This is a genomic window from Azospirillum brasilense (assembly GCF_022023855.1).
GTDB lineage: Bacteria > Pseudomonadota > Alphaproteobacteria > Azospirillales > Azospirillaceae > Azospirillum > Azospirillum brasilense_F.
Genome location: NZ_CP059451.1, coordinates 134,148 through 152,443, shown reverse-complemented (window position 1 = coordinate 152,443; position 18,296 = coordinate 134,148). Strand labels below are relative to the sequence as shown.

The 18,296-nt window shown below is 66.5% G+C and carries 14 protein-coding genes and 4 pseudogenes; 12 read left to right on the top strand and 6 right to left on the bottom strand.

The annotated features are described in order from the left end of the window. The first annotated feature begins 7 nt into the window (after positions 1–7). Both H1Q64_RS23385 and H1Q64_RS23380 read left to right on the top strand, forming a co-directional pair. On the top strand, positions 8–2,386 hold the full coding sequence (locus H1Q64_RS23385; protein ID WP_237906946.1) for a TIM-barrel domain-containing protein: 2,379 nt from the start codon (positions 8–10) through the stop codon (positions 2,384–2,386). A 311-nt stretch (positions 2,387–2,697) separates the two neighbouring features. Then, a complete protein-coding gene (locus tag H1Q64_RS23380) occupies positions 2,698–3,369 on the top strand; it encodes a TerC family protein (RefSeq protein WP_237906945.1) in 672 nt (223 codons plus the stop codon). Between the two features lie 246 nt (positions 3,370–3,615). Here H1Q64_RS23380 and H1Q64_RS23375 read toward each other — a convergent pair whose 3' ends face one another. Beyond that, positions 3,616–4,602 (bottom strand): MBL fold metallo-hydrolase, encoded by a 987-nt coding sequence (locus H1Q64_RS23375; RefSeq protein WP_237906944.1) that lies wholly within the window; start codon positions 4,600–4,602, stop codon positions 3,616–3,618. Between the two features lie 166 nt (positions 4,603–4,768). Here H1Q64_RS23375 and H1Q64_RS23370 point away from each other — a divergent pair, with 166 nt between their 5' ends. After that, positions 4,769–5,686, top strand: a complete 918-nt coding sequence (locus H1Q64_RS23370; protein WP_237906943.1) for a LysR family transcriptional regulator — start codon at positions 4,769–4,771, stop codon at positions 5,684–5,686. Here H1Q64_RS23370 and H1Q64_RS23365 read toward each other — a convergent pair. The 4 genes and pseudogenes from H1Q64_RS23365 to H1Q64_RS23350 form a co-directional block, all read right to left on the bottom strand. Continuing rightward, positions 5,671–6,792 carry a hypothetical protein gene (locus H1Q64_RS23365; protein ID WP_237906942.1) on the bottom strand — a complete coding sequence of 374 codons (1,122 nt, stop codon included), beginning with the start codon at positions 6,790–6,792 and terminating at the stop codon, positions 5,671–5,673. The two genes, H1Q64_RS23370 and H1Q64_RS23365, sit on opposite strands and share 16 nt — an antisense overlap. Positions 6,793–7,022: 230 nt before the next feature. Beyond that, positions 7,023–7,223, bottom strand: a pseudogene (locus H1Q64_RS23360) (hypothetical protein); the annotation flags it as partial. 23 nt (positions 7,224–7,246) lie between these two features. Continuing rightward, positions 7,247–8,029: pseudogene (locus tag H1Q64_RS23355) on the bottom strand (ISAzo13 family transposase). A 488-nt stretch (positions 8,030–8,517) separates the two neighbouring features. Next, a pseudogene (locus H1Q64_RS23350) lies at positions 8,518–9,002 on the bottom strand (transposase); the annotation flags it as partial. Positions 9,003–9,814: 812 nt separating this feature from the next. Between H1Q64_RS23350 and H1Q64_RS23345 the strand changes: the two are divergent. From H1Q64_RS23345 to H1Q64_RS23330, 4 genes and pseudogenes are all read left to right on the top strand, one after another. After that, on the top strand, positions 9,815–11,527 hold the full coding sequence (locus H1Q64_RS23345) for an intermembrane transport protein PqiB (RefSeq protein ID WP_237906941.1): 1,713 nt from the start codon (positions 9,815–9,817) through the stop codon (positions 11,525–11,527). After that, a complete protein-coding gene (locus tag H1Q64_RS23340) occupies positions 11,524–12,204 on the top strand; it encodes a PqiC family protein (protein ID WP_237906940.1) in 681 nt (226 codons plus the stop codon). Before H1Q64_RS23345 ends, H1Q64_RS23340 begins: the two co-directional genes overlap by 4 nt. Further along, positions 12,201–13,487: a paraquat-inducible protein A gene (locus tag H1Q64_RS23335; RefSeq protein ID WP_237906939.1), complete on the top strand. Its 1,287-nt coding sequence runs from the start codon at positions 12,201–12,203 to the stop codon at positions 13,485–13,487. Before H1Q64_RS23340 ends, H1Q64_RS23335 begins: the two co-directional genes overlap by 4 nt. A 667-nt stretch (positions 13,488–14,154) precedes the next feature. Beyond that, positions 14,155–14,581: pseudogene (locus H1Q64_RS23330) on the top strand (IS481 family transposase); the annotation flags it as partial. Between the two features lie 75 nt (positions 14,582–14,656). Here the strand turns inward: H1Q64_RS23330 and H1Q64_RS23325 are convergent. Further along, a complete protein-coding gene (locus tag H1Q64_RS23325; protein WP_237906938.1) occupies positions 14,657–15,409 on the bottom strand; it encodes an SDR family NAD(P)-dependent oxidoreductase in 753 nt (250 codons plus the stop codon). 211 nt (positions 15,410–15,620) lie between these two features. Between H1Q64_RS23325 and H1Q64_RS23320 the strand changes: the two genes are divergently transcribed. The 5 genes from H1Q64_RS23320 to H1Q64_RS23300 all read left to right on the top strand — a co-directional run bounded on the left by H1Q64_RS23320 (position 15,621) and on the right by H1Q64_RS23300 (position 18,267). Further along, a complete protein-coding gene (locus tag H1Q64_RS23320) occupies positions 15,621–16,586 on the top strand; it encodes a LysR substrate-binding domain-containing protein (protein ID WP_237906937.1) in 966 nt (321 codons plus the stop codon). After that, positions 16,535–16,948, top strand: a complete 414-nt coding sequence (locus tag H1Q64_RS23315; RefSeq protein WP_237907176.1) for a cation:proton antiporter — start codon at positions 16,535–16,537, stop codon at positions 16,946–16,948. The genes H1Q64_RS23320 and H1Q64_RS23315 overlap by 52 nt, the downstream gene beginning before the upstream one ends. After that, complete coding sequence (locus tag H1Q64_RS23310) at positions 16,948–17,292, top strand: NAD-binding protein (RefSeq protein WP_237906936.1); 345 nt, start codon at positions 16,948–16,950, stop codon at positions 17,290–17,292. Before H1Q64_RS23315 ends, H1Q64_RS23310 begins: the two co-directional genes overlap by 1 nt. 128 nt (positions 17,293–17,420) lie before the next feature. Then, a complete protein-coding gene (locus tag H1Q64_RS23305; RefSeq protein ID WP_237906935.1) occupies positions 17,421–17,636 on the top strand; it encodes a hypothetical protein in 216 nt (71 codons plus the stop codon). 31 nt (positions 17,637–17,667) lie between these two features. Further along, on the top strand, positions 17,668–18,267 hold the full coding sequence (locus H1Q64_RS23300) for a hypothetical protein (protein ID WP_237906934.1): 600 nt from the start codon (positions 17,668–17,670) through the stop codon (positions 18,265–18,267). The last annotated feature ends 29 nt before the right edge of the window (positions 18,268–18,296 follow it).

Sequence of the window (18,296 nt, the reverse complement as noted above, 5' to 3'; positions counted from 1 at the left end):
ACGCGCCATGCGCACGCTGACCGGCGCCTCCCTCGCTGCGCCCGCCCCGTCCCGCGACGGGACGCAAGCCGGCCCCCAGGGGATCGTCTTCGACCTCGACCGCGGCTACCGCCTGACCCTGTTCCCGCTGGGGCCCGCGCTGGCGCGCGTCCTCATCGAGCGGCCGAGCGGGCTGCGCACGCCGCGCACCTGGTCGCTGGCCCCCGAGCTGTCGGGCCAGACCGACCCCGCGCTGGCCGACCCCATCGACGGGCGCGACCGCCGCGACCTGACCGGCTTTCCCGGCACGCCGGCGGCGGTCGAGGAAAGCGCCGACAGCGTCACCGTCACCACCCCCGGCTGGCGCGTCGTGGTCCAGCGCGCGCCCCTGGCGCTGCGCTGGTACGAGCCGGCGGCGGAGGGCGATGGCTGGCGCCTCGTCCTGGCCGACCGGCCGACCCAGCCCTACCTGTTCGACGACCGTTCGCCCCGCTTCGCCCACCATCTGGTCAGCCACGCCGGGGAGCGCTACCACGGCTTCGGCGACAAGAGCGGCGGCACCGACAAGCGCGGCCGGCGCCTCGCCATGGGGACGACCGACGCGCTCGGCTACGATGCCGAGACGAGCGACCCGCTCTACAAGCACATCCCCTTCTGCCTCAGCGTGCGGCCGGAGCGCGGCGGGGCGGCGGTCGGCGTCTTCTACGACAACCTGTCGCGCGGCCTCTTCGACCTCGGCCAGACCATCGACGCCTACCACGGCGACTTCATCCGGTTCGAGGCGTCGGACGGCGATCTCGACTGCTACGTCCTGTTCGGCCCGAGCGTTCCGCAGGTGGTGGCGAACTTCACCGCCCTGACCGGCCGCACCTCCTTCCGGCCGCGCTGGGCGATCAGCTATTCCGGCTCGACCATGCAGTATACCGACGCGCCGGACGCCGGGGTGCGGTTGCTCGGATTCCTCGACGCGCTGAAGGAGCACGGCCTGCCCTGCGGGTCGTTCCAGATGTCGTCCGGCTACACGATGATCGGCGACAAGCGCTACGTCTTCCACTGGAACCGCGACAAGTTCCCCGAGCCGGAGGCGGTCACCGGCAAGTTCGCCGAGGCCGGCGTCCATCTCGTCGCCAACATCAAGCCGGCGCTGCTCAACGACCATCCGAAATTCGCCGAGGTCCAGGGCTTCGGCGGCTTCGTGCGCGACAGCGACGCCCCGGACAGCCCGCAGATCACCCAGTTCTGGGGCGGCGACGGCGCCTATCTCGACTTCACCAACCCGGCGACCTCGCGCTGGTGGATGGCCAACGTCACGAAGGAGTTGTTGGAGCGCGGCATCGGCTCGACCTGGAACGACAACAACGAGTTCGAGATCTGGGACGACGCGGCGGTCTGCGACGTCAACGGCCATGGCGGCACGATGGCGACGCTGCGCCCGGTGCAGACCCATCTGATGATCCGCGCCTCGCATCTGGCCCAGGTGGCCCACGCGCCGGACAAGCGCCCTTACCTGATCTCGCGCTCCGGCGGGCCGGGCCTCCAGCGCTATGTGCAGACTTGGTCGGGCGACAACCGGACGAGCTGGAAGACGCTGCGCTGGAACCTGCGCATGGGGCATGGCTTCAGCCTGTCGGGCCTGTTCGACTACGGCCACGACGTCGGCGGCTTCGCCGGTCCCCGCCCGGAGCCGGAACTGCTGATGCGCTGGATCGAGCAGGCGGTGTGGTGGCCGCGCTTCACCATCCATTCCTGGAACGACGACGGCAGCGTGACCGAGCCCTGGACCTACCCGGAGCTGCTGCCCCAGGTGAAGACCGCGCTGAACTGGCGGGAGCGGCTGGTGCCGCTGCTCTACACACTGCTGTGGCGGGCGCACCGCGACCATGCCCCGGTGATGCGGCCGCTGTTCTATGATTTCCCCGACCAGCCCGCCGCCTACGGGGAGGAGGACAGCACCATGGTCGGCGACCGGCTGCTGGTCGCTCCGGTCCTCGACCCCGGCCGGACGGAGCTGGAGGTCTGGCTGCCGGCGGTGCCCGGCGGCTGGTACGACCTGCGCGACGGCCGGCGCTACGACGGCGGCGGGCACGTCACCGTGGCGGCGCCGCTGGGGGTGTCCCCGGCCTTCGTTAGGGCCGGCACGCTGCTGCCGCTCGGCCCCGCCCCCTCCTGGGCCGAGGGTCCGCTGACCGTCCGTTGCTTCCCTGGTCCGGAGGGCTACGCCCCGCTGACCCTGTTCGACGACGACGGGGAGAGCGTGTGCCGCGACGAGTCCGTCTGCCTGCTGACCGTCACCGGCACGGACGCGGCCTCGCTGTCGGTGAGCCGCAGCGGCGGCCGGGCGCCGCGCTGGACCTCGCTGTCCATCGAGGCAGCGGACGGCACGAAGGTCGGCACGCTACCGCTTTGACCGGGCCTCGCTGAGCGAAACGGCACGCCCGCCCCCAAGGCCGCGATGGCCGGGGCGTGGGCGTGCCGTTCCCACCCCATACACAATCGCATGGCCGCCCCGGCGAAACCGAAGTTGTGGTGCCGGGAGTGTTGGTATAAAGACCGGCTTACCAGGCCGGGCCCCTCTGACAGTTCCCTGAACTGTGATGTCGGACTGGAGACATTCAGAGTGGCCCCCGCCCGCCCGCCCCTGCCGGCAGCGTTTCTGCCCTGTGCCTGGTCCCGCCCGTGGGTGCTGCTCTCTTGCCCTATGCTAGAGGAAGGCACCGCATGACCGATCTGTTCACAGCCGACGCGCTCGCCGCGCTGCTTCAAGTCATCGCCATCGACCTCGTTCTGGCCGGCGACAACGCCATCGTGGTCGGCATGGCCGCCGCGGCGGTGCCGCTGGCCCAGCGCCGCAAGGTCATCTTCTGGGGAATCGCCGCCGCCATGGGGCTGCGCGTGTTCTTCGCCCTGATCACCACCCAGCTCCTCGCCATCATCGGCCTGACCCTGGCCGGCGGCGTCCTGCTGCTGTGGGTGTGCTGGAAGATGTACCGTGAGCTGCGCAGCCACGGCGCGGACGAGATCGCTCCCGACGAGGCGATGGACGCGCCCGACCCCTCGGGCACCGTCACCGCCGGCTTGGCGGGCAACGCCGCCGTCGCGGCGGCCGGAGCGACCACCTTCGGCGCGGCGATCTGGCAGATCGTCGTGGCGGACGTGTCGATGTCGCTCGACAACGTGCTGGCGGTGGCCGGCGCCGCCAAGGAACACCCGACCATCCTGGTCATCGGTCTGGTCCTGTCGGTCGTTCTGATGGGCGCCGCCGCCAACATGATCGCGCATGTGCTGCACAAGCACCGCTGGATTGGCTGGGTCGGCCTCGCCATCATCTCCTACGTGGCGCTCGACATGATCTGGCGCGGCAGCAACGAAGTCCTCCGCCACATGGCGTGAGGCTGACCGCCGATCACGGTCGGGGTCGTTGACCGAGGGCGCCCGCCGCACCATGACGGTGCCGGGCGCCCTCATTCGTTTCAGGGGACTGTTTGGGATAGCAAAGTTGTCCGGCTGCATCAGCCGGAGAAGATTGAGGATGCGCTGACGGCCTTGCTCGGCAAGGTCAGGATCCACGCAAAGTGCGGGAGAACCACTGCTTCGGAGGAGGCTCACTTTCGTGTATCGCCCCCTCGTAGGCGGATCTCAAAACTGCCAGTTCGCGGGGACCCAGGCGTACCCGCCGTCGGTCTTGAGCATCCGGCCGAGGCCCGGAAACGGAAAATGGAAACCCAGCACGAGAATACGGTCGGCGGCGGCCCGGTCGAAGATGCGGCGGCGGGAGGCGAGCGCGGTGTCCTTGTCGCGATCGGGTCCGGGACGCCAGGGATTGTCGACGTTGACGACCGGGTGGTAGGCGAGGTCGGCGGTGAGCAGCAACTGGTCGTTTCCGGAATGGACGAGGAACGTGGCCATGCCCGGCGTGTGGCCGGAGGCGACGATCGTCGTGAGCCCCGGCACGATCTCGGCACCGGCTTCATAAAGCTCAACGTCCTCCCTGACCGGTTCGAGGCTGCTCTTGATCGCGGCGGCGAAGCGCAGGCGGAAATCCTGCGGAACGGGCATGTAGGACAGATCCGGATCGTTGCGGACGAAGAAATCCCAGTCCGCCCGCGGCACGAAGACGGTGGCCCGGGGGAACGCCCGGCCGCCGTTCGCGGTCCTGAGATTGCCGACATGGTCGGGATGGGTGTGCGAGATCACGATGGCGTCGATGTCCGCGGGACCGAGCCCGATCGCCGCGAGGTTCTGAAAAATCCGTCCGCCGTTCGGCCCCATCGTCGCGCCCGCGCCGGCCTCGACGAGGATGCGCCGTCCGCCGGTTTCGATCAGAAGGGTGTTCAAATTCAACGTCATGTGGTCCGTCGGCAGGAAGGCGCGCCGCAGCACCTCCTGAAGCTCCGCTTCAGGCGCATCGCTCGCGTAGACGCGGGGCGGACCGCCGATCACGCCGTCGCTCAACACCGTCGCGCTGATCTCGCCGACCCGGAAACGGTAGTGGCCGGCGTTGCCGGTCGCGGGCGTCGGCGTCGGCTGCGCAGACACGCCCCCACCACCGGGAACGAACAGGGTCGATGCGCCGACGGCCGCGGACAGCATGATCCTGCGTCGGTTCAGAGTGAGGGCATTCATCGGTGTTTCCTCCCGAATGGGGCGCCCGCTTCCAGCCACGGGACCGGGGGGACCGGTGACGGACGGCGATCCGGGCGCGACGATCAACCGCAGATCGACCATGACACGGCAAGATTGCGCTGATAAGCTCGTCAAATGTGATCGGCTTGATTAGGCCTGCTTCGCAATGAGCCCCATTCGCTTGGACAGCTTCGATGTGTTCGCGGCGATCGTGCGCTGTGGCGGCTTCCGCGCGGCGGCGCTCGAACGGGGCGTCTCGTCATCGGCCTTGAGCCAGACGATGAACGCCCTGGAGGAGGCTCTCGGCATCCGGCTGCTCAACCGGACGACGAGGAGCGTATCGCCGACGGAGGCCGGGCAGCGCCTCCTCGATCGCCTGGCCCCGGCGCTGAGCGACATCCAGCTTGCGATCGCCGAGGTCGGCGAACTGAGGGACAGCCCATCGGGAACGCTGCGGATCAACGCGCCGGCGCCCGCCGTCGATCATCTCCTCTGTCCGCTGGTCTTCGACTTCATGGACGCCTATCCCGAGGTGAAGATCGAGATCATCAGCGATGCCGCGGTGATCGACATCGTGGAGCAGGGTTTCGATGCCGGCGTCCGGTTCGGTAAGCAGCTGGCGCAGGACATGATCGCGGTCCCGTTCGGGCCGTCGCTCCGATACGCGATCGTCGCGTCACCGGATTACATCGCGCGGCACGGCCTGCCGGTGACGCCGCATGCCCTGGTCTACCATGACTGCATCAGGCGGAGATTTCCCGGCGGGACCCTCGTCACATGGCGCTTCGCCCGTGGGAGCGACGCGTTGGAGGTCACGCCCGCCGGACGCCTGACGGTCAGCACGGTGCACAACGAGCTTCAGGCCGCCCTGGCCGGCCGGGGCATCGCCCATGTCCTGGACGACTATGCGAAACCCCATCTCCGGGACGGCCGGCTAGTGGAGCTTTTCCCGGAGTGGAGCCCCACCTTGCCGCACTGGTTTCTGTATTACCCGAACCGCCGCCTTCCGAGCGCGGCCATGCGGGCGTTCCTCGATCACATGAAGGGCTACGACTGGCGGGCCGGGGATCAGGCCAGCTTCTGAACGACGGTCGCGATGCTGGAGCCCAGGTCACCCAGCGTCTTGACCGTCGAGCCGTACTCATCCGCGTACTTCTTGAGAATCGTCTTCCAGTCGGCGTTTGGAATCGCGTCGTAGGTGGACGGGTCGAATGCCCGTCGCGCTCCGTCGATCATCGCGTCCAGACGCTTGAGGTCGGCGCGGGCTCCATTCAGCAGGGGGGTGAGGCGGTCGATCAGATCCTTGTACTGCTTCACCTTCTTGACGAGAGCCAGGATGGAGGCATCCTCGGTGACGGTGATTCCGTCGATCTTCTTCTGATTGAGGATGCGCTCCACGTCTTCGTATTTGGCCTCCGCCGCCCGAAGCTGCCGTTCCAGCTTGTTCACCGACTCCGCCATGAGGTAGCGCCGGCTCTCAGCCCGCTCGACCACCTTCATCGCCTCCTGCGCGCTGCTCCGATGCTTCGCCACGGCGCTTTGCAAGGCGACCACCTCGTCCGCGCCGTCATTGAAACTGTCGTAGGCGGCCTTCCCTTCCTTGACAACGTCGAGCGTGATCTTGGCGCCAGCCACGACCAGCGGCAGCGCCGCGCCCCCGGTCAGCACCGTGGCTGTGATGGCGAGGGCCGTCGCCGTCAGAGCGAGGGCAATCTTTCCCACCGTCTTGGCGTAGACCTTCCACTTCATGTCTTCGAGCATCTTGCGCACGGCCGCGTCCAGGCCGGCGAAAGCCTTCTTCACGATCAGCTTCATGACCGTCGCGATGCCGCCGACGATTCCCCCGAAGCGGTCGGCGGCCCGCTGCTCCATGGTGGTGTTGATCGTGTTCAGAAACAAAAACAGGTTGCGGCCGTCGATCTCGTGCTTCGCGATCTTCTGATCCCACGCCTGGATTTGCTTCTTTATTTCGGCGACCGTCTTCTCTTCGGCCTTCATCAACTCCTGAATGGCCTCGCGCACATTCTTGTTGAAAAGATCGATCACCTTCTTCGGTATCGGCTTTCCCGATGGGTCCGTTTTCGGAGAGTCCCAGGAAAACTCGACATCCACCTTGTTGTTGTTTCCGGAAAATTCGAAATATTTGTATTTTCCGTACTCGTAGGAGAATTTTATCGACTGGTCCGCCATGCTGTCCATCCTTCCACTGCAAAATGCCGCAAGGCGTCGCCCAGTCGGGAAGACGACCATGGCACCATGGTGATGTCCCGATGAAAACAGCGGAAGAAGAATTGCCTCCAGTTGGGATCAAACACGTCCGTGGCCCCAGCAATTTTGCGCGGGATGATATCTCGGGGCATGGTTGATCCGATGGCCGGCGGTTCACCCGGTGGATCGCCGGCCATGGACCGGAGCGGACCCTAGAGTAGGTCCTCGATCCGGATCGGCAGATGCCGGATTCTCTTCCCGGTCGCGTTGTGGACGGCGTTGACGATGGCCGCCGCACCGACCATCGCCACCTCGCCGAGCCCCTTGACGCCAGACAGGTTGTGGCGGGTGTCCGGCTCGTCGATGAAATCGACGTCGATGGCGCCGACGTCGGCGTTGACCGGCACGACATAGGACACGGCAGGGAACAAGGTGCTCACTCCTCCCAGTCGGTTCGTGGTGAGAGTGTGTAGTTCCACGCGGGACAGACGGTGTGCGGAGCCAAGCGGAGACGATGCATCTCGGCATCGGAGACGCGCTCGCCGGTTTCGTTGCCACCGCGCTTGAGGAGAGCGGTGACGGTGCCGGCGATGTAGCGCACCACCGTGTCGAAGGTGCGCAAGGGCACGCCGGCCCAATTCACGCTGATCGCGCTGAAGAGCCGATGCTCGATGGGATTCCACTTCGAGCAGCCAGTGGGGTAGTGTCACACCGTGACCGCCAACCCACAGGGATCGCAGAGCTGTTCCTGGAGTTGCGCTTTCCAGACGCGCGAGCGGCAGCTGTTCGAGCCGCCGGCGTCGGCCAGGATGAGCAGGCGCTCGGCCTCCGGGAAGCGCCGGTAGCCCTCATGAGCCCACCAGTCCCCGATCGCCTCAACGGCAAAGCGCGGTGTGTCGAAGCAGTCACCGATGCCCACGAAGCCGCGATTGCTCATCAGATCGTAGACGCCGTAGGGGATCGCTTGGCCAACGGCGTCCTGCGGCCAATCGTGCACCAGCACGGCTTCGGCCTTGCGGCACCACGTGCGGCCAGCGTTCTTGTAATTACCGACCAGCTCCTTTTTTTCCGTATCGACGCTAATGATGGGATCGCCTGTGGCCTGGAATTGTGCCCGTTGCTTGGCAATGTGGCGGAACTGCGCGTCGCGTTCTGGGGGCGAGCTGCGAGCCTCCGTGCGCCGGGCATTGACCTTGGGCGAATAGCCGAGCTGGCGCAACAGGCGCGCCACCGTTGGATGGCGCGCCGGCCCATCGGGTCACCGGCGGTCTCAGGCGCGAGCAGCGCCTCCAGAGTGGGAAGAAGGTCCGGGTCCTGCGCCTCGCGCGGGGGACGGCCGCCACCCGGGGCGCGGACGCGCTCAGCCGGGCGCTCGGCCAAGCCGGCCTCGAGTTCACGGCGGCCGCGCCGAATGGTGCGGCGGCTCAGGCCGGTGATCTGCGCCAGCAACGTCTCCCCGCCCCAGCCAATACGCCGCGCCTCAACGGCCACGAAGCAGCGGCGCTGCTGCTCACCGAGCCGGCTGATAAGCAGGTTGATCTGCTGGTGCAGCACTTGATCGGGGTGCGGCTCATCGGCCCGGCAGCGCGGTCACGTACACGAGTGGACGGCGGAAGAGGACATTGGTCGCTCCGCTCACAAAGGATGCGGTGCCTGGGCAGTCCTCCAACCGACAATCTGAATACATAGTTCCCTGCCGTGTCCTAGCCAGCCCTCCCGGCGCAACAACACATGCAGCCGCCGATAGCCGTAGCGGACCCGGGCGACGGCCAAGTCCTTCAGGCGCAACCGCAACGCGGTCTACGGGTGCCGTACGGAGCGGTAGCGCTGGATGGGCCGGAATACCCCAGCCACCGCACACGCTCGCCGCTCGCTCACCCGGTAAGCACTTTGCAGGTGCTCCACCACGTGCCGGCGCAGGGAGGGCTTCACCATTTTCGGCGCAGCACATCCTGCAGCATGGTCTTGTCCAAGGCCAGGTCGACGACCAACCGCTTGAGCTTAGCGTTCTCCTCCTCCAACTGCTTCAATCGCCGAATCTCCGCCACCCCCATGCCGGCGAACTTCTTCTTCCACCGGTAAAACATCGGCTCCGACACGCCCATCTTGCGGCAGATCTCCTCCACCGGCGTGCCGGCATCGGCCTGCCGCAACGCGAAGCTGACCTGCTCCTCCGTGTACTGTTTCCGCATGGCGCGCTCCTCCTCACAGGATGGAAATGCGCCCAAAAAGTTGCCTGCCAGCTGGACCAGATTTCAGGTTCAGGACCAACCCGTGCAGGTCGCGGCGGACGCGGTCTCTGAAAACCTGCGAGGCCACCATTGCCGGTCTGGCGCAGGCCGCAAGACCCGATACCGCCGGCAGGGTCGCGACCAGTCGAATCGTAACGCCGGGCTTTGTCGCGCATGGGATCGCCGAAACTCTCCTCTTTCGGCTTCAGATTGAGGGCGAGCAAAGCAAACAAAACTAAAGGCAGCAAGGCGGTATCAGAGACCTTTAAGCGTGTCAGGGAGGTTAAAAGAGTGCCCGCGCAAGGTCGTTCTCTTGCCTTTTTCATCTTGAATCATCGGAAGGCGCGGGTTGCCGTCAAGAGTGGTATGGTTACATACCGTATCCCGCTTGAATCCAACCGCTCGTGCATCAAAAATATTTTGAGCGAGAGCCGTGTTGGCGACATGACAAGAGTTCAGGCCGCGTTCGACAGCGGCATTCCGTCGAGGGGTCCCGTACCGTCTTGATGGGCTGTTTTCAGCGGCTTGCCAACGCGGGCGGATTGCCCAAAGGGCCTGCAAGCCCTGCTTCCAAACACGGTGTTCGGTCGTGCCTTGATCGTACATGGTCGTACAAGGGGGACTGCCGCGGGGGCTGCCGCGCGGCAGTCGCCAGAGGAGCCTTCGCATGAGCCGCCCGCCACGCCGGCCTTCTGATACGGACCGCGACATCACTCTCCATACTGGGGCCGATACGGTATCACGGCCCCGCGTCGGGTCGGAGCGGCGTTGCCATGGATGACGTCGCCATGGACCAAGTGGCTGAGCGGCCGGTGACCGCGCGCGCCGTGACCCGGCGGTCGCGGAGGATCTCAGCCATCTGGTTGATTCCGCTGGCCGCGCTCCTCGTCGGCGGGTGGCTCGTCTGGCACACGCTGTCGAAACAGGGCCCTACGATCACGATCACTTTCGCCAGCGCCGAAGGACTTCAGGCAGGCCAGTCGCAGCTTCGCTACAAGGACATCGTGTTCGGGACGGTGCAGGGCCTGACGCTGACTCCCGACCGCACCCGCGTCCTGGTCACGATCGCGACGGCCCGCGAAGCCGAGCCGCTGCTAACCGATCAGACCGTGTTCTGGGTCGTCAAGCCGCGGCTGTTCGCCGGCAGCGTTTCCGGCTTGGAGACACTGCTCTCCGGCTCCTACATCGGCATGCGCCCACCCCAGACCGAAGGCAAGGCGCAGCGGGAGTTCATCGGTCAGGAAGACCCGCCGGTCCTCGAAGCGGACGTTCCGGGTCGCACCTTCCAACTGAAGGCCAAGCGGCTCGGGTCCATTTCGCTGGGTTCGCCGGTGTTCTTCCGGGATCTGGAGGTGGGCGAGGTGCTGGGCTGGGACATTGCGGAGATGGCCGAAAGCGCCACCATCCGCGTCTTCGTGCGCACGCCCTTCGACGCCTATGTCCGTGACGAGACGCGCTTCTGGAACGCGTCGGGCGTGTCGCTGAAGCTCGGGGGGGCCGGCGTCGATCTCCAACTCGAGTCCGTACGCGCGCTTCTGCTCGGCGGGATCGCCTTCGACACCCCCGACGAGCATCGCCAGACGGGCATCAGCCCTGAGAATCACGTCTTTCCGCTGTTCCCCGATCGCGACACCGCGAACGCCGCCTCCTACAGCCGCAAGGTGCCCGTCCTGTCCTACTTCCCGGGTTCGGTCCGTGGTCTCGGCCCGGGCTCCGAGGTGACGATGCATGGCCTCGTGGTCGGTCATGTCACTGACGTCCGGCTCGCGCCCAATCACGCCAACGACAGTGTCGTGGCGCCAGTCCGATATGAGATCGAACCCGAGCGCATCCTCGGGGTGGGCGGGAAGGCCGTCTTCAGCACGATTGAGGAAGCAGCGGATGTGCTGGTGAAGCGGGGCCTGCGCGCATCGTTGCAGAGCGCGAACCTGATCACTGGGCAGCAGATGGTGGCGCTCGACTTCATCGCCGACGCGCCGCCGGTCTCCGTCACCAAGCAGGGATCCGATTTCGTGCTGCCCACTACGGAAAGCGGCAACCTGGGCGACCTGCAGGCCTCCGCGGCGGCGTTGCTCGACAAGGTGAACGCCATCCCCTTCAAGCAGATTGGCGACAACCTCGACGGCATCCTGGGAAAGGTGAACGATCTGGCCGGTGACCCCCAGTTGCGGCAGACCGTGGCGGAGCTGTCGACCGCCGTCGCCAGCGCGAACACCCTTCTCCAGCACCTGGACAACGGCGTGGCACCCACCTTGAAGGAGTTGGCGGGTACCTCGGCGGCGTTGCAGAAGGCGCTCGGCAACGCCAACCGGCTGATCGTTTCGTTCGACAACAGCTACGGCGACAACACGCGCTTCAACCGTGACCTCGATCGCCTGCTGGCGCAGCTCAACGAAGCGGTGCGCTCCATCCGCATGCTCACGGACATGCTCACGCGCCACCCGGAAGCCCTGATCAGAGGCCGTCCCGCTGGAGGTGTGGAGTGACCCGCCCGTTTCGATTGTACCGGCTGGCCGCGGTCGGCTTGGCGGCCCTTCCGGCCGCCTGCTCGCCTCCGACGCCCAACCTATACACCATTGCGCCGGTATCTGGCGCGCCTGTGCCCGGCGCGCCGGCAGCGAACACGTCCGTTTCGCGCACTTCGGCACCGGAAGCCGCCGGTCCCAAGGTCGTCCTGTTGCGTCAGGTGGGGATCGCCCGCTACCTGGAGCGACCGCAGATCGTTCGCTCGTCCGAGAACTACCGGCTGGAGGTGATGGAGAACGACTGGTGGGGTGAGCCGCTCGGGGAGATGCTGGGCCGCGTGCTGGCGGATGAACTGAGACGGCGCCTGTCCCGATCGGTGGTCGTCAGCGAGGCCGGCACCGTCTCCGCCAATCCCGACGCGACCATCGAGGTGGACGTCCAACGCCTCGACGAGGACACGTCCGGCACCCTCGTCCTTCAGGCTCAGGCGAGCGTGACCGGCCGGAGGCGGGCGGAGCCCACCCTGCGCAGCTTCCGGATCGCGGTTCCGCCGCCGAAGCCGGGCGTCGCCGGCCAAGTCGCGGCCACCAGCACGGCGGTCGGGCAGCTGGCTGATGGTCTCGCATCGATGCTGAACGCGGGGCTCGGTTCGGGGCTTGCTGCGGCACCCGTCACCGGAATCGCGGGGCGACCATGAGGAACCAGCCCCAACCCGCGGAGCGGCTGCGCGAGTGCCCAGGCTGCGGGCTGTTCCAGACGGTCCCCGCTTTGGCGCCGGGCATGACCGCCCAGTGCCCGCGCTGCTCCACCACGCTGGAGCGGGCCACGCGCCGCCCGATCGATCACAGCGTCGCGCTGAACCTCACCGCGTTGGTCCTGCTGGTCATCATGTGCAGCACGACGCTGATGACGGTGCAGAAGGCAGGTATTTCGCTCAGCGCGCGCCTCTTCTCCGGGCCGGCCGAACTGGTACGCCGGGACATGGCGGAACTCGCGGTGGCGGTGCTGTTCGTCACCGTGGTGGCGCCGCTGTTCAAGCTGCTCGGCACGCTCTACGTGCTGCTGCGGCAGCGCGAGGCCGCCCCGCCGCGCCATCTCTGCCGCGTCTTCGCGCTGGTCGAGCGGCTCGGCCCCTGGTCGATGATCGAGGTCTTCGTCTTCGGGGTGTTTGTCGCCTACGTGAAGCTCGGCGACTTGGTGAAGATCACACTCGACGTCGGGGTGTACGCGCTGCTCGCCCTGACCGTGGTTATCATCTGGGCCGACAGCGCCTTGGACCGCGAGGCGATCTGGGATCGGCTGGACCAGCGCGGCGACGCCCGAGGGCGCTGCGCGCCGCCGGACCGCCGAACCATCGAGATGGCGGGATGTGAGGTCTGCGGGCTGGTCAGCAGCGTGGATGGTCCCATGGAGGCCGGCGCGCGGCATCGCTGCCCCCGATGCGGTTCCGCCCTGCACCCGCGCAAGCCGGACAGCGTGGCCCGCACCTGGGCCCTGGTGATCGCGGCGGCGCTGCTCTACATCCCGGCCAACTATTTCCCAGTCCTGACCGTGATGCAACTCGGCGCCGGTGCGCCCAGCACGATCCTGGGCGGCGTGGAGGAACTGGTTGCGTCCCGCATGTACCCGTTGGCAGCGCTCGTCTTCTTCGCCAGCATCGCCGTCCCCATGCTGAAGCTCGTTGGGTTGTCCGTCATGCTGGTCTCGACGCAGACCGGCCAGTCCGGCTGGCTGCGCGACCGGACGCGGCTCTACCACGTCGTGCGCTGGATCGGCCGCTGGTCGATGATCGACATCTTCATGGAGGCCTTGCTCGGGGCCTTGGTGAAGTTCGGCTCGGTGGTCACGATCGAGCCCGGCATCGGGGCGGTCGCCTTCTGCGGTGTGGTGATCCTGACCATGTTCGCGGCGGAGACCTTCGACCCCCGGCTGATGTGGGACGCGGCCGGCCGGCACGCCGTCTCGCCAGCCGCCGCCTGAGGCGCGACGCGCCCCGGACAGTCTGCTCCTTGGTGGTGCATCCGCTAAATCCGTGAGAGAACTGGAACAACGGCGACACCGAGCCTGTGCGGTGGCCGGTGGCGTCGCCGGCGGCCCCAGATGAAGGGATGCTTGTGCTGATTCCAGTAGGCGGTCGCCCGCTCAATAGCCTGCGCGATCTCGGCCCAGGTCTCAAAGCGGCGCAGTGCCGAGCAGAAGTGGTGCTTGCTATACAATGCGGTGACCCGCGCCAAGCGTTGGTGTCTGGTTTTGGCGCAGGGGGACCGGCTTCTGGAGCAGCCTCCATTTGCGGCTTGACCGTCGGGTTATGGGGGTTTGATCGGTGCTGGCTCATGCTCAGAAATGTGGATGGGGGCTGGCGCCGGGTGCTGCTCCTTCTTCAGCCGTTCCAACTGGCAGCTTGCCTCCTTCATCATGCGAAACCACGCTTGCCGCCGGGACTTTGGGTCCGTCCATTCGGCTCGCGAAGGGCCCTCCACGGCGATGGCGGCCCGGGCGGCAGCCAAAAACAGGTCGGGGGAAAGAAGATGGCAGGATGGCTCTGGCGCTGGTGGGCGCGGCGCATCGTGGTCTGGCAGATTTTGTGCGGGTGTTTAGTCCCGGCATTTGATGGTGCATTGTATCCGCAGGAATGGAGGGATGCACTATGGGCCAAGTACTCCATGGGAGCGCCACGACGACAGAGGCGATCCGTCGAGCAATACAACATCGTCAAGAGAGCCTGAGGGTTCTGGCCAAACGCTACGGGATCAACCCGAAGACGGTCGCCAAATGGAAGTTCCGGTCAACGGTGACCGATGAGAGGACCGGCCCCAAGGCACCTCGCTCGACGGTGCTGTCGGTCGAAGAGGAAGCCGTCGTCGCTTTCCGGCGCTATACCCTGCTGCCGCTTGATGACTGCCTCTATGCCCTGCAGCCGACGATCCCCCATCTGAAAGAAGTTCAAGGCCTACCCCATCGGCTTCTTCCATATCGACATCGCCGAGGTTCGGACCGAACAGGACAAGTTGCACATGTTCGTCGCCATTGATCGCACATCGAAGTTCGCCTTCGTCGAACTCCATGAGGCGGCGACGACAGGGTCACGTCCCTTTGCAATGCGTGTCATCACGGTTTTCCGTCTTGCATGCTTGGCGTGGAGGGGCGGATCAGATGTTCTGACCGCCAGAAACCTCGATGCGCTGGGCGGTGACCCAACGGTTGTCGGGGCTCAGCAGGCTCGCCACCGCCGGACCGATGTCGTCGGGCACCCCAACCCGGCCGAGGGCGGTCATCGCAGCGAAGGTCTCGTTGTAAGCCGGGGTGTCGCGCACCGCACCGCCGAGGAAGTCGGTCTCGATGGCTCCGGGCGCAATCGTGTTGGCCGTGATGCCGCGGGCGCCGAGTTCTTTGGCCAAGTAGAGCGTCAGGATCTCGACGGCGCCCTTGGCCGCCGAATAGGCCGCGAAGCCGGGATAGGACACCCGGGTCAGGCCGGAGGAGAAGTTCACGATCCGGCCGCCGTCCGCCAGCAGCGGCCGCAGGGCCTGGGTCAGGAAGAAGACGCCCTTCACATGGACGTTGAAGATCTGGTCGAACTGCGCCTCGGTCGTTTCCGCGAAAGCGGCCATCTCTCCGTGGCCCGCATTGTTGATCAGGTGATCGAAGCGGTCCCGACCCCAGCCTTCCAGGGTGGAGCGGACGCGCCCGGCGAAGGTGCAAAAGCCGGACGTATCGGCGGTGTCGAGCTGGAGCGCCGTCGCCCGCCGCCCGAGTCCCCGGATCTCGGACAGGACGGCCTCCGCCTCCGCGGCTTGGCTGCGGTAGGTGAGGATCACGTCGCCGCCACGCCGTGCAATGCTGAGGGCGGTGTTGCGACCCAGGCCCCGGCTGCCGCCGGTCACGATCGAGATGGTGGTCATTGCAGGTCTCCTGTTGCCGGCCCTGTAGCCGAATGGTGGGTTGGGCCACCGTCGCCGGTGGCGGACCGACCATGCCCGGGCGGCAGTGATTGCGTGTCTGTACCACCTTGATATCCAACCACTTGCCGCTTGAGAACGACTTCGTTTATGTATCGTCCATACCTTTCAGGCATGGCCCTGATAGGGATGACACCAGCAGGTATTGCACAAGATGGAGCTCCGTCACCTCCGCTACTTCGTCGCCGTAGCCGAAGAGGGCAGCCTCACGGTCGCCGCCGAACGGCGTCTGCACACGGCACAGCCGTCGCTGAGCCGCCAATTGCGCGACCTGGAACTCGAGGTTGGCGCCCAGCTCCTGCTGCGAAGCTCCCGCGGTGTCGAACTCACGCCGGCCGGACGCGCCTTCCTAGTGCACGCGCGGTTGGCCTTACAGGCGGCGGCCGATGCGGTCGCCGCCGCGCGGAGGGCCGCCCGGCCGCCCAAGCCCAGCTTCTCGGTGGGCTTCCTGACCGGTCAGGAGGTCGAATGGCTGTCGCACGTTACTCACGTGCTGCGGGGCCAGCTGAAGGACATCGACTTCCGGGTGTCGAGCGACTTCTCGCCCGACATCGGCGAAGCCATCCAACGGGGCGAGATCGATCTCGGCTTCTGCCGGCTCGAACCGCAGCCGGACGTCTCGTACAAGGTCATCGCGCACGAGCCGATTCTAGTCGTCCTGCCGAGCGATCATCCCCTAGCCGCCTGCTCCGCGATCGATGTGCGCAACATCGATCCGGCATCCTTCATCGGCTACACAGACACCCCGCATGTGTTGCGCGGCATTGTCGACCGCTATCTGCGAGAGCGCGGCGTCGTCGTTTCGCCGGTCCACACCCTCGACGGCATCGCCACCGGGATCTCGCTGGTGGCGTCTACCGGTGGGGTCACGCTGCTGCCTGCCTATGTGGAACCCTTGCTGCCGCGTTCGCTGGTCAGCCGGCCGCTCACCGGCAACGCGCCGGTGATTGAGATCGCCGCGGGCTATCGGGCGGACAATCCCTCGCCCATCCTGCAAGTTTTCCTGGAGAACATCGGCCAACTCATCGCGTCGAGAACAAACTTGCCAATGCCTACGGCTCGGCCGAGCTGTTCGGCGTCTCCTTCGCTCTCGGGGCCTTCTTCGCCGGCGTCGTCCTGAGCGAGAGCGACTTCAGCCATCAAGCCGCGGCCGACGCGCTGCCGCTTCAGGATGCCTTCGCGGTGCTGTTCTTGGTCTCGGTCGGCATGCTGTTCGACCCGATGATCCTGGTCCACGAGCCGTTCGCCGTGCTCGCCGTCGTCCTGGTCATCGTCCTCGGCAAGACGCTGGCGGCGTTCGGCATCGTGATGGTGTTCGGCTACCCGGCCTCGACCGCCCTCACCGTGTCGGCCAGTCTGGCGCAAGTCGGCGAGTTCTCCTTCATCCTGGCCAGCCTCGGGGTGACGCTCGGGCTGCTGCCGCCGGAGGGACGCGACTTGATCCTCACGGGTGCGCTCCTCTCGATCACGCTCATCCGCTGATGTTCGCCGGCCCCGACCGGCTCTCCGGCTGGCTGCGCGGGCGGTCGGGCATGCTGGGCCGGCTCGAACGCCAGAGAAACGACAGCCTGTCGGTGCTGCCTCCGGCTCACGAAGGCCCACAGGACCATGCGGTCATCGTCGGTTACGGTCGGGTCGGCATCGTCGTCGGCAAGGGGGTGAGAAGCCAAAAGCTGCCCATCGTGGTCATCGACCAGAATCGTCGGCGGGTCGAGGTGTTGCGTGAACGCAGCGTGCCGGCGGTCTATGGGGACGCGACGACGCCGGGCGTCCTGGAGGCCGCCGGCACCCGGCGGGCGCGGCTGATCGTCGTCGCCACGCCCTAGGGCTATCAGACACCGCGCGTCCTTGATCTCGCGCGCCGGATCAACCCCTCCATCGACACGGCCCCTCCATCGACACGGCGGTGCGGACCCACAGCGAGGCGGAGGTTGCCCACCTGGAAAGGCAAGGCGTGGGACTGGCGATCATGGGGGAGCGCGAACTCGCCTTTGGGCTGATGGACTACGCCCTGCGCAGTTTCGGCTCCTCGGACGACAAGGTGCGGGCCGTGGTCCAGGGGGTTCGCGTCGCTGGCGAGGGCGGCGTCTACGAGCGGCGGCACGGCGAGCCTTGGCGCGGGGCACCGGAACTGCGCCAGCATCGCGACGAGGCCCTGCCACCCGATTGACGGACATCGAGGCGGAGGACAATGCGGGGTCTTGAACTTTCAACCGCTGCAAAAACAAACGTCGCGACACCCGCTCAAGAAAATGAACCTTGTAAGAAATCCTGATTGCAGGATTTCTTCAGAATTCCATCATTCAATGAACCCTATCGACGCACCGCTGATTTTTTCCAATCGGCCGCCATATACAGGTGCAGAACATAAAATACCGTGGGAGGTTGATATGCCGTTGCGCCCTGAATACACCCTGCATCAATCCGATCTGAACGAGTTCCTGTCCGCCCCGCTGTGGGACGAGGAGAACGGAAGCCGCCTCAGCGTTCTGTCCGCGCTCGCGCGGCTCGGCATCGACCCCTGGGCCGAGGCGGCCCGCCTGGCGGCGCTGCCGAAGGACGCTGCGGCATCGGCGTTGGCCGTCATCCTCCGCCGGCTTCCGGCGCAACAACCCGAAGCCCCGGATGCCGTCGCGACCGCGGATCGTCTGGTGAAGCTTCTGCCGGAAGGCGGGTCCGCCACGGCTCCGAACGGCGAAGTCGTCGACCGGAGCCGCCGCACGGGTGTCGTCAACCCTTGGCTTTTTCTTCTGCTCATGGCCGCCCTGGTCGCCTGGGGGATGATGAGCTTCTGGTCCTGACCACCCGTCCGCGCCCGCGGGGAAGCGTG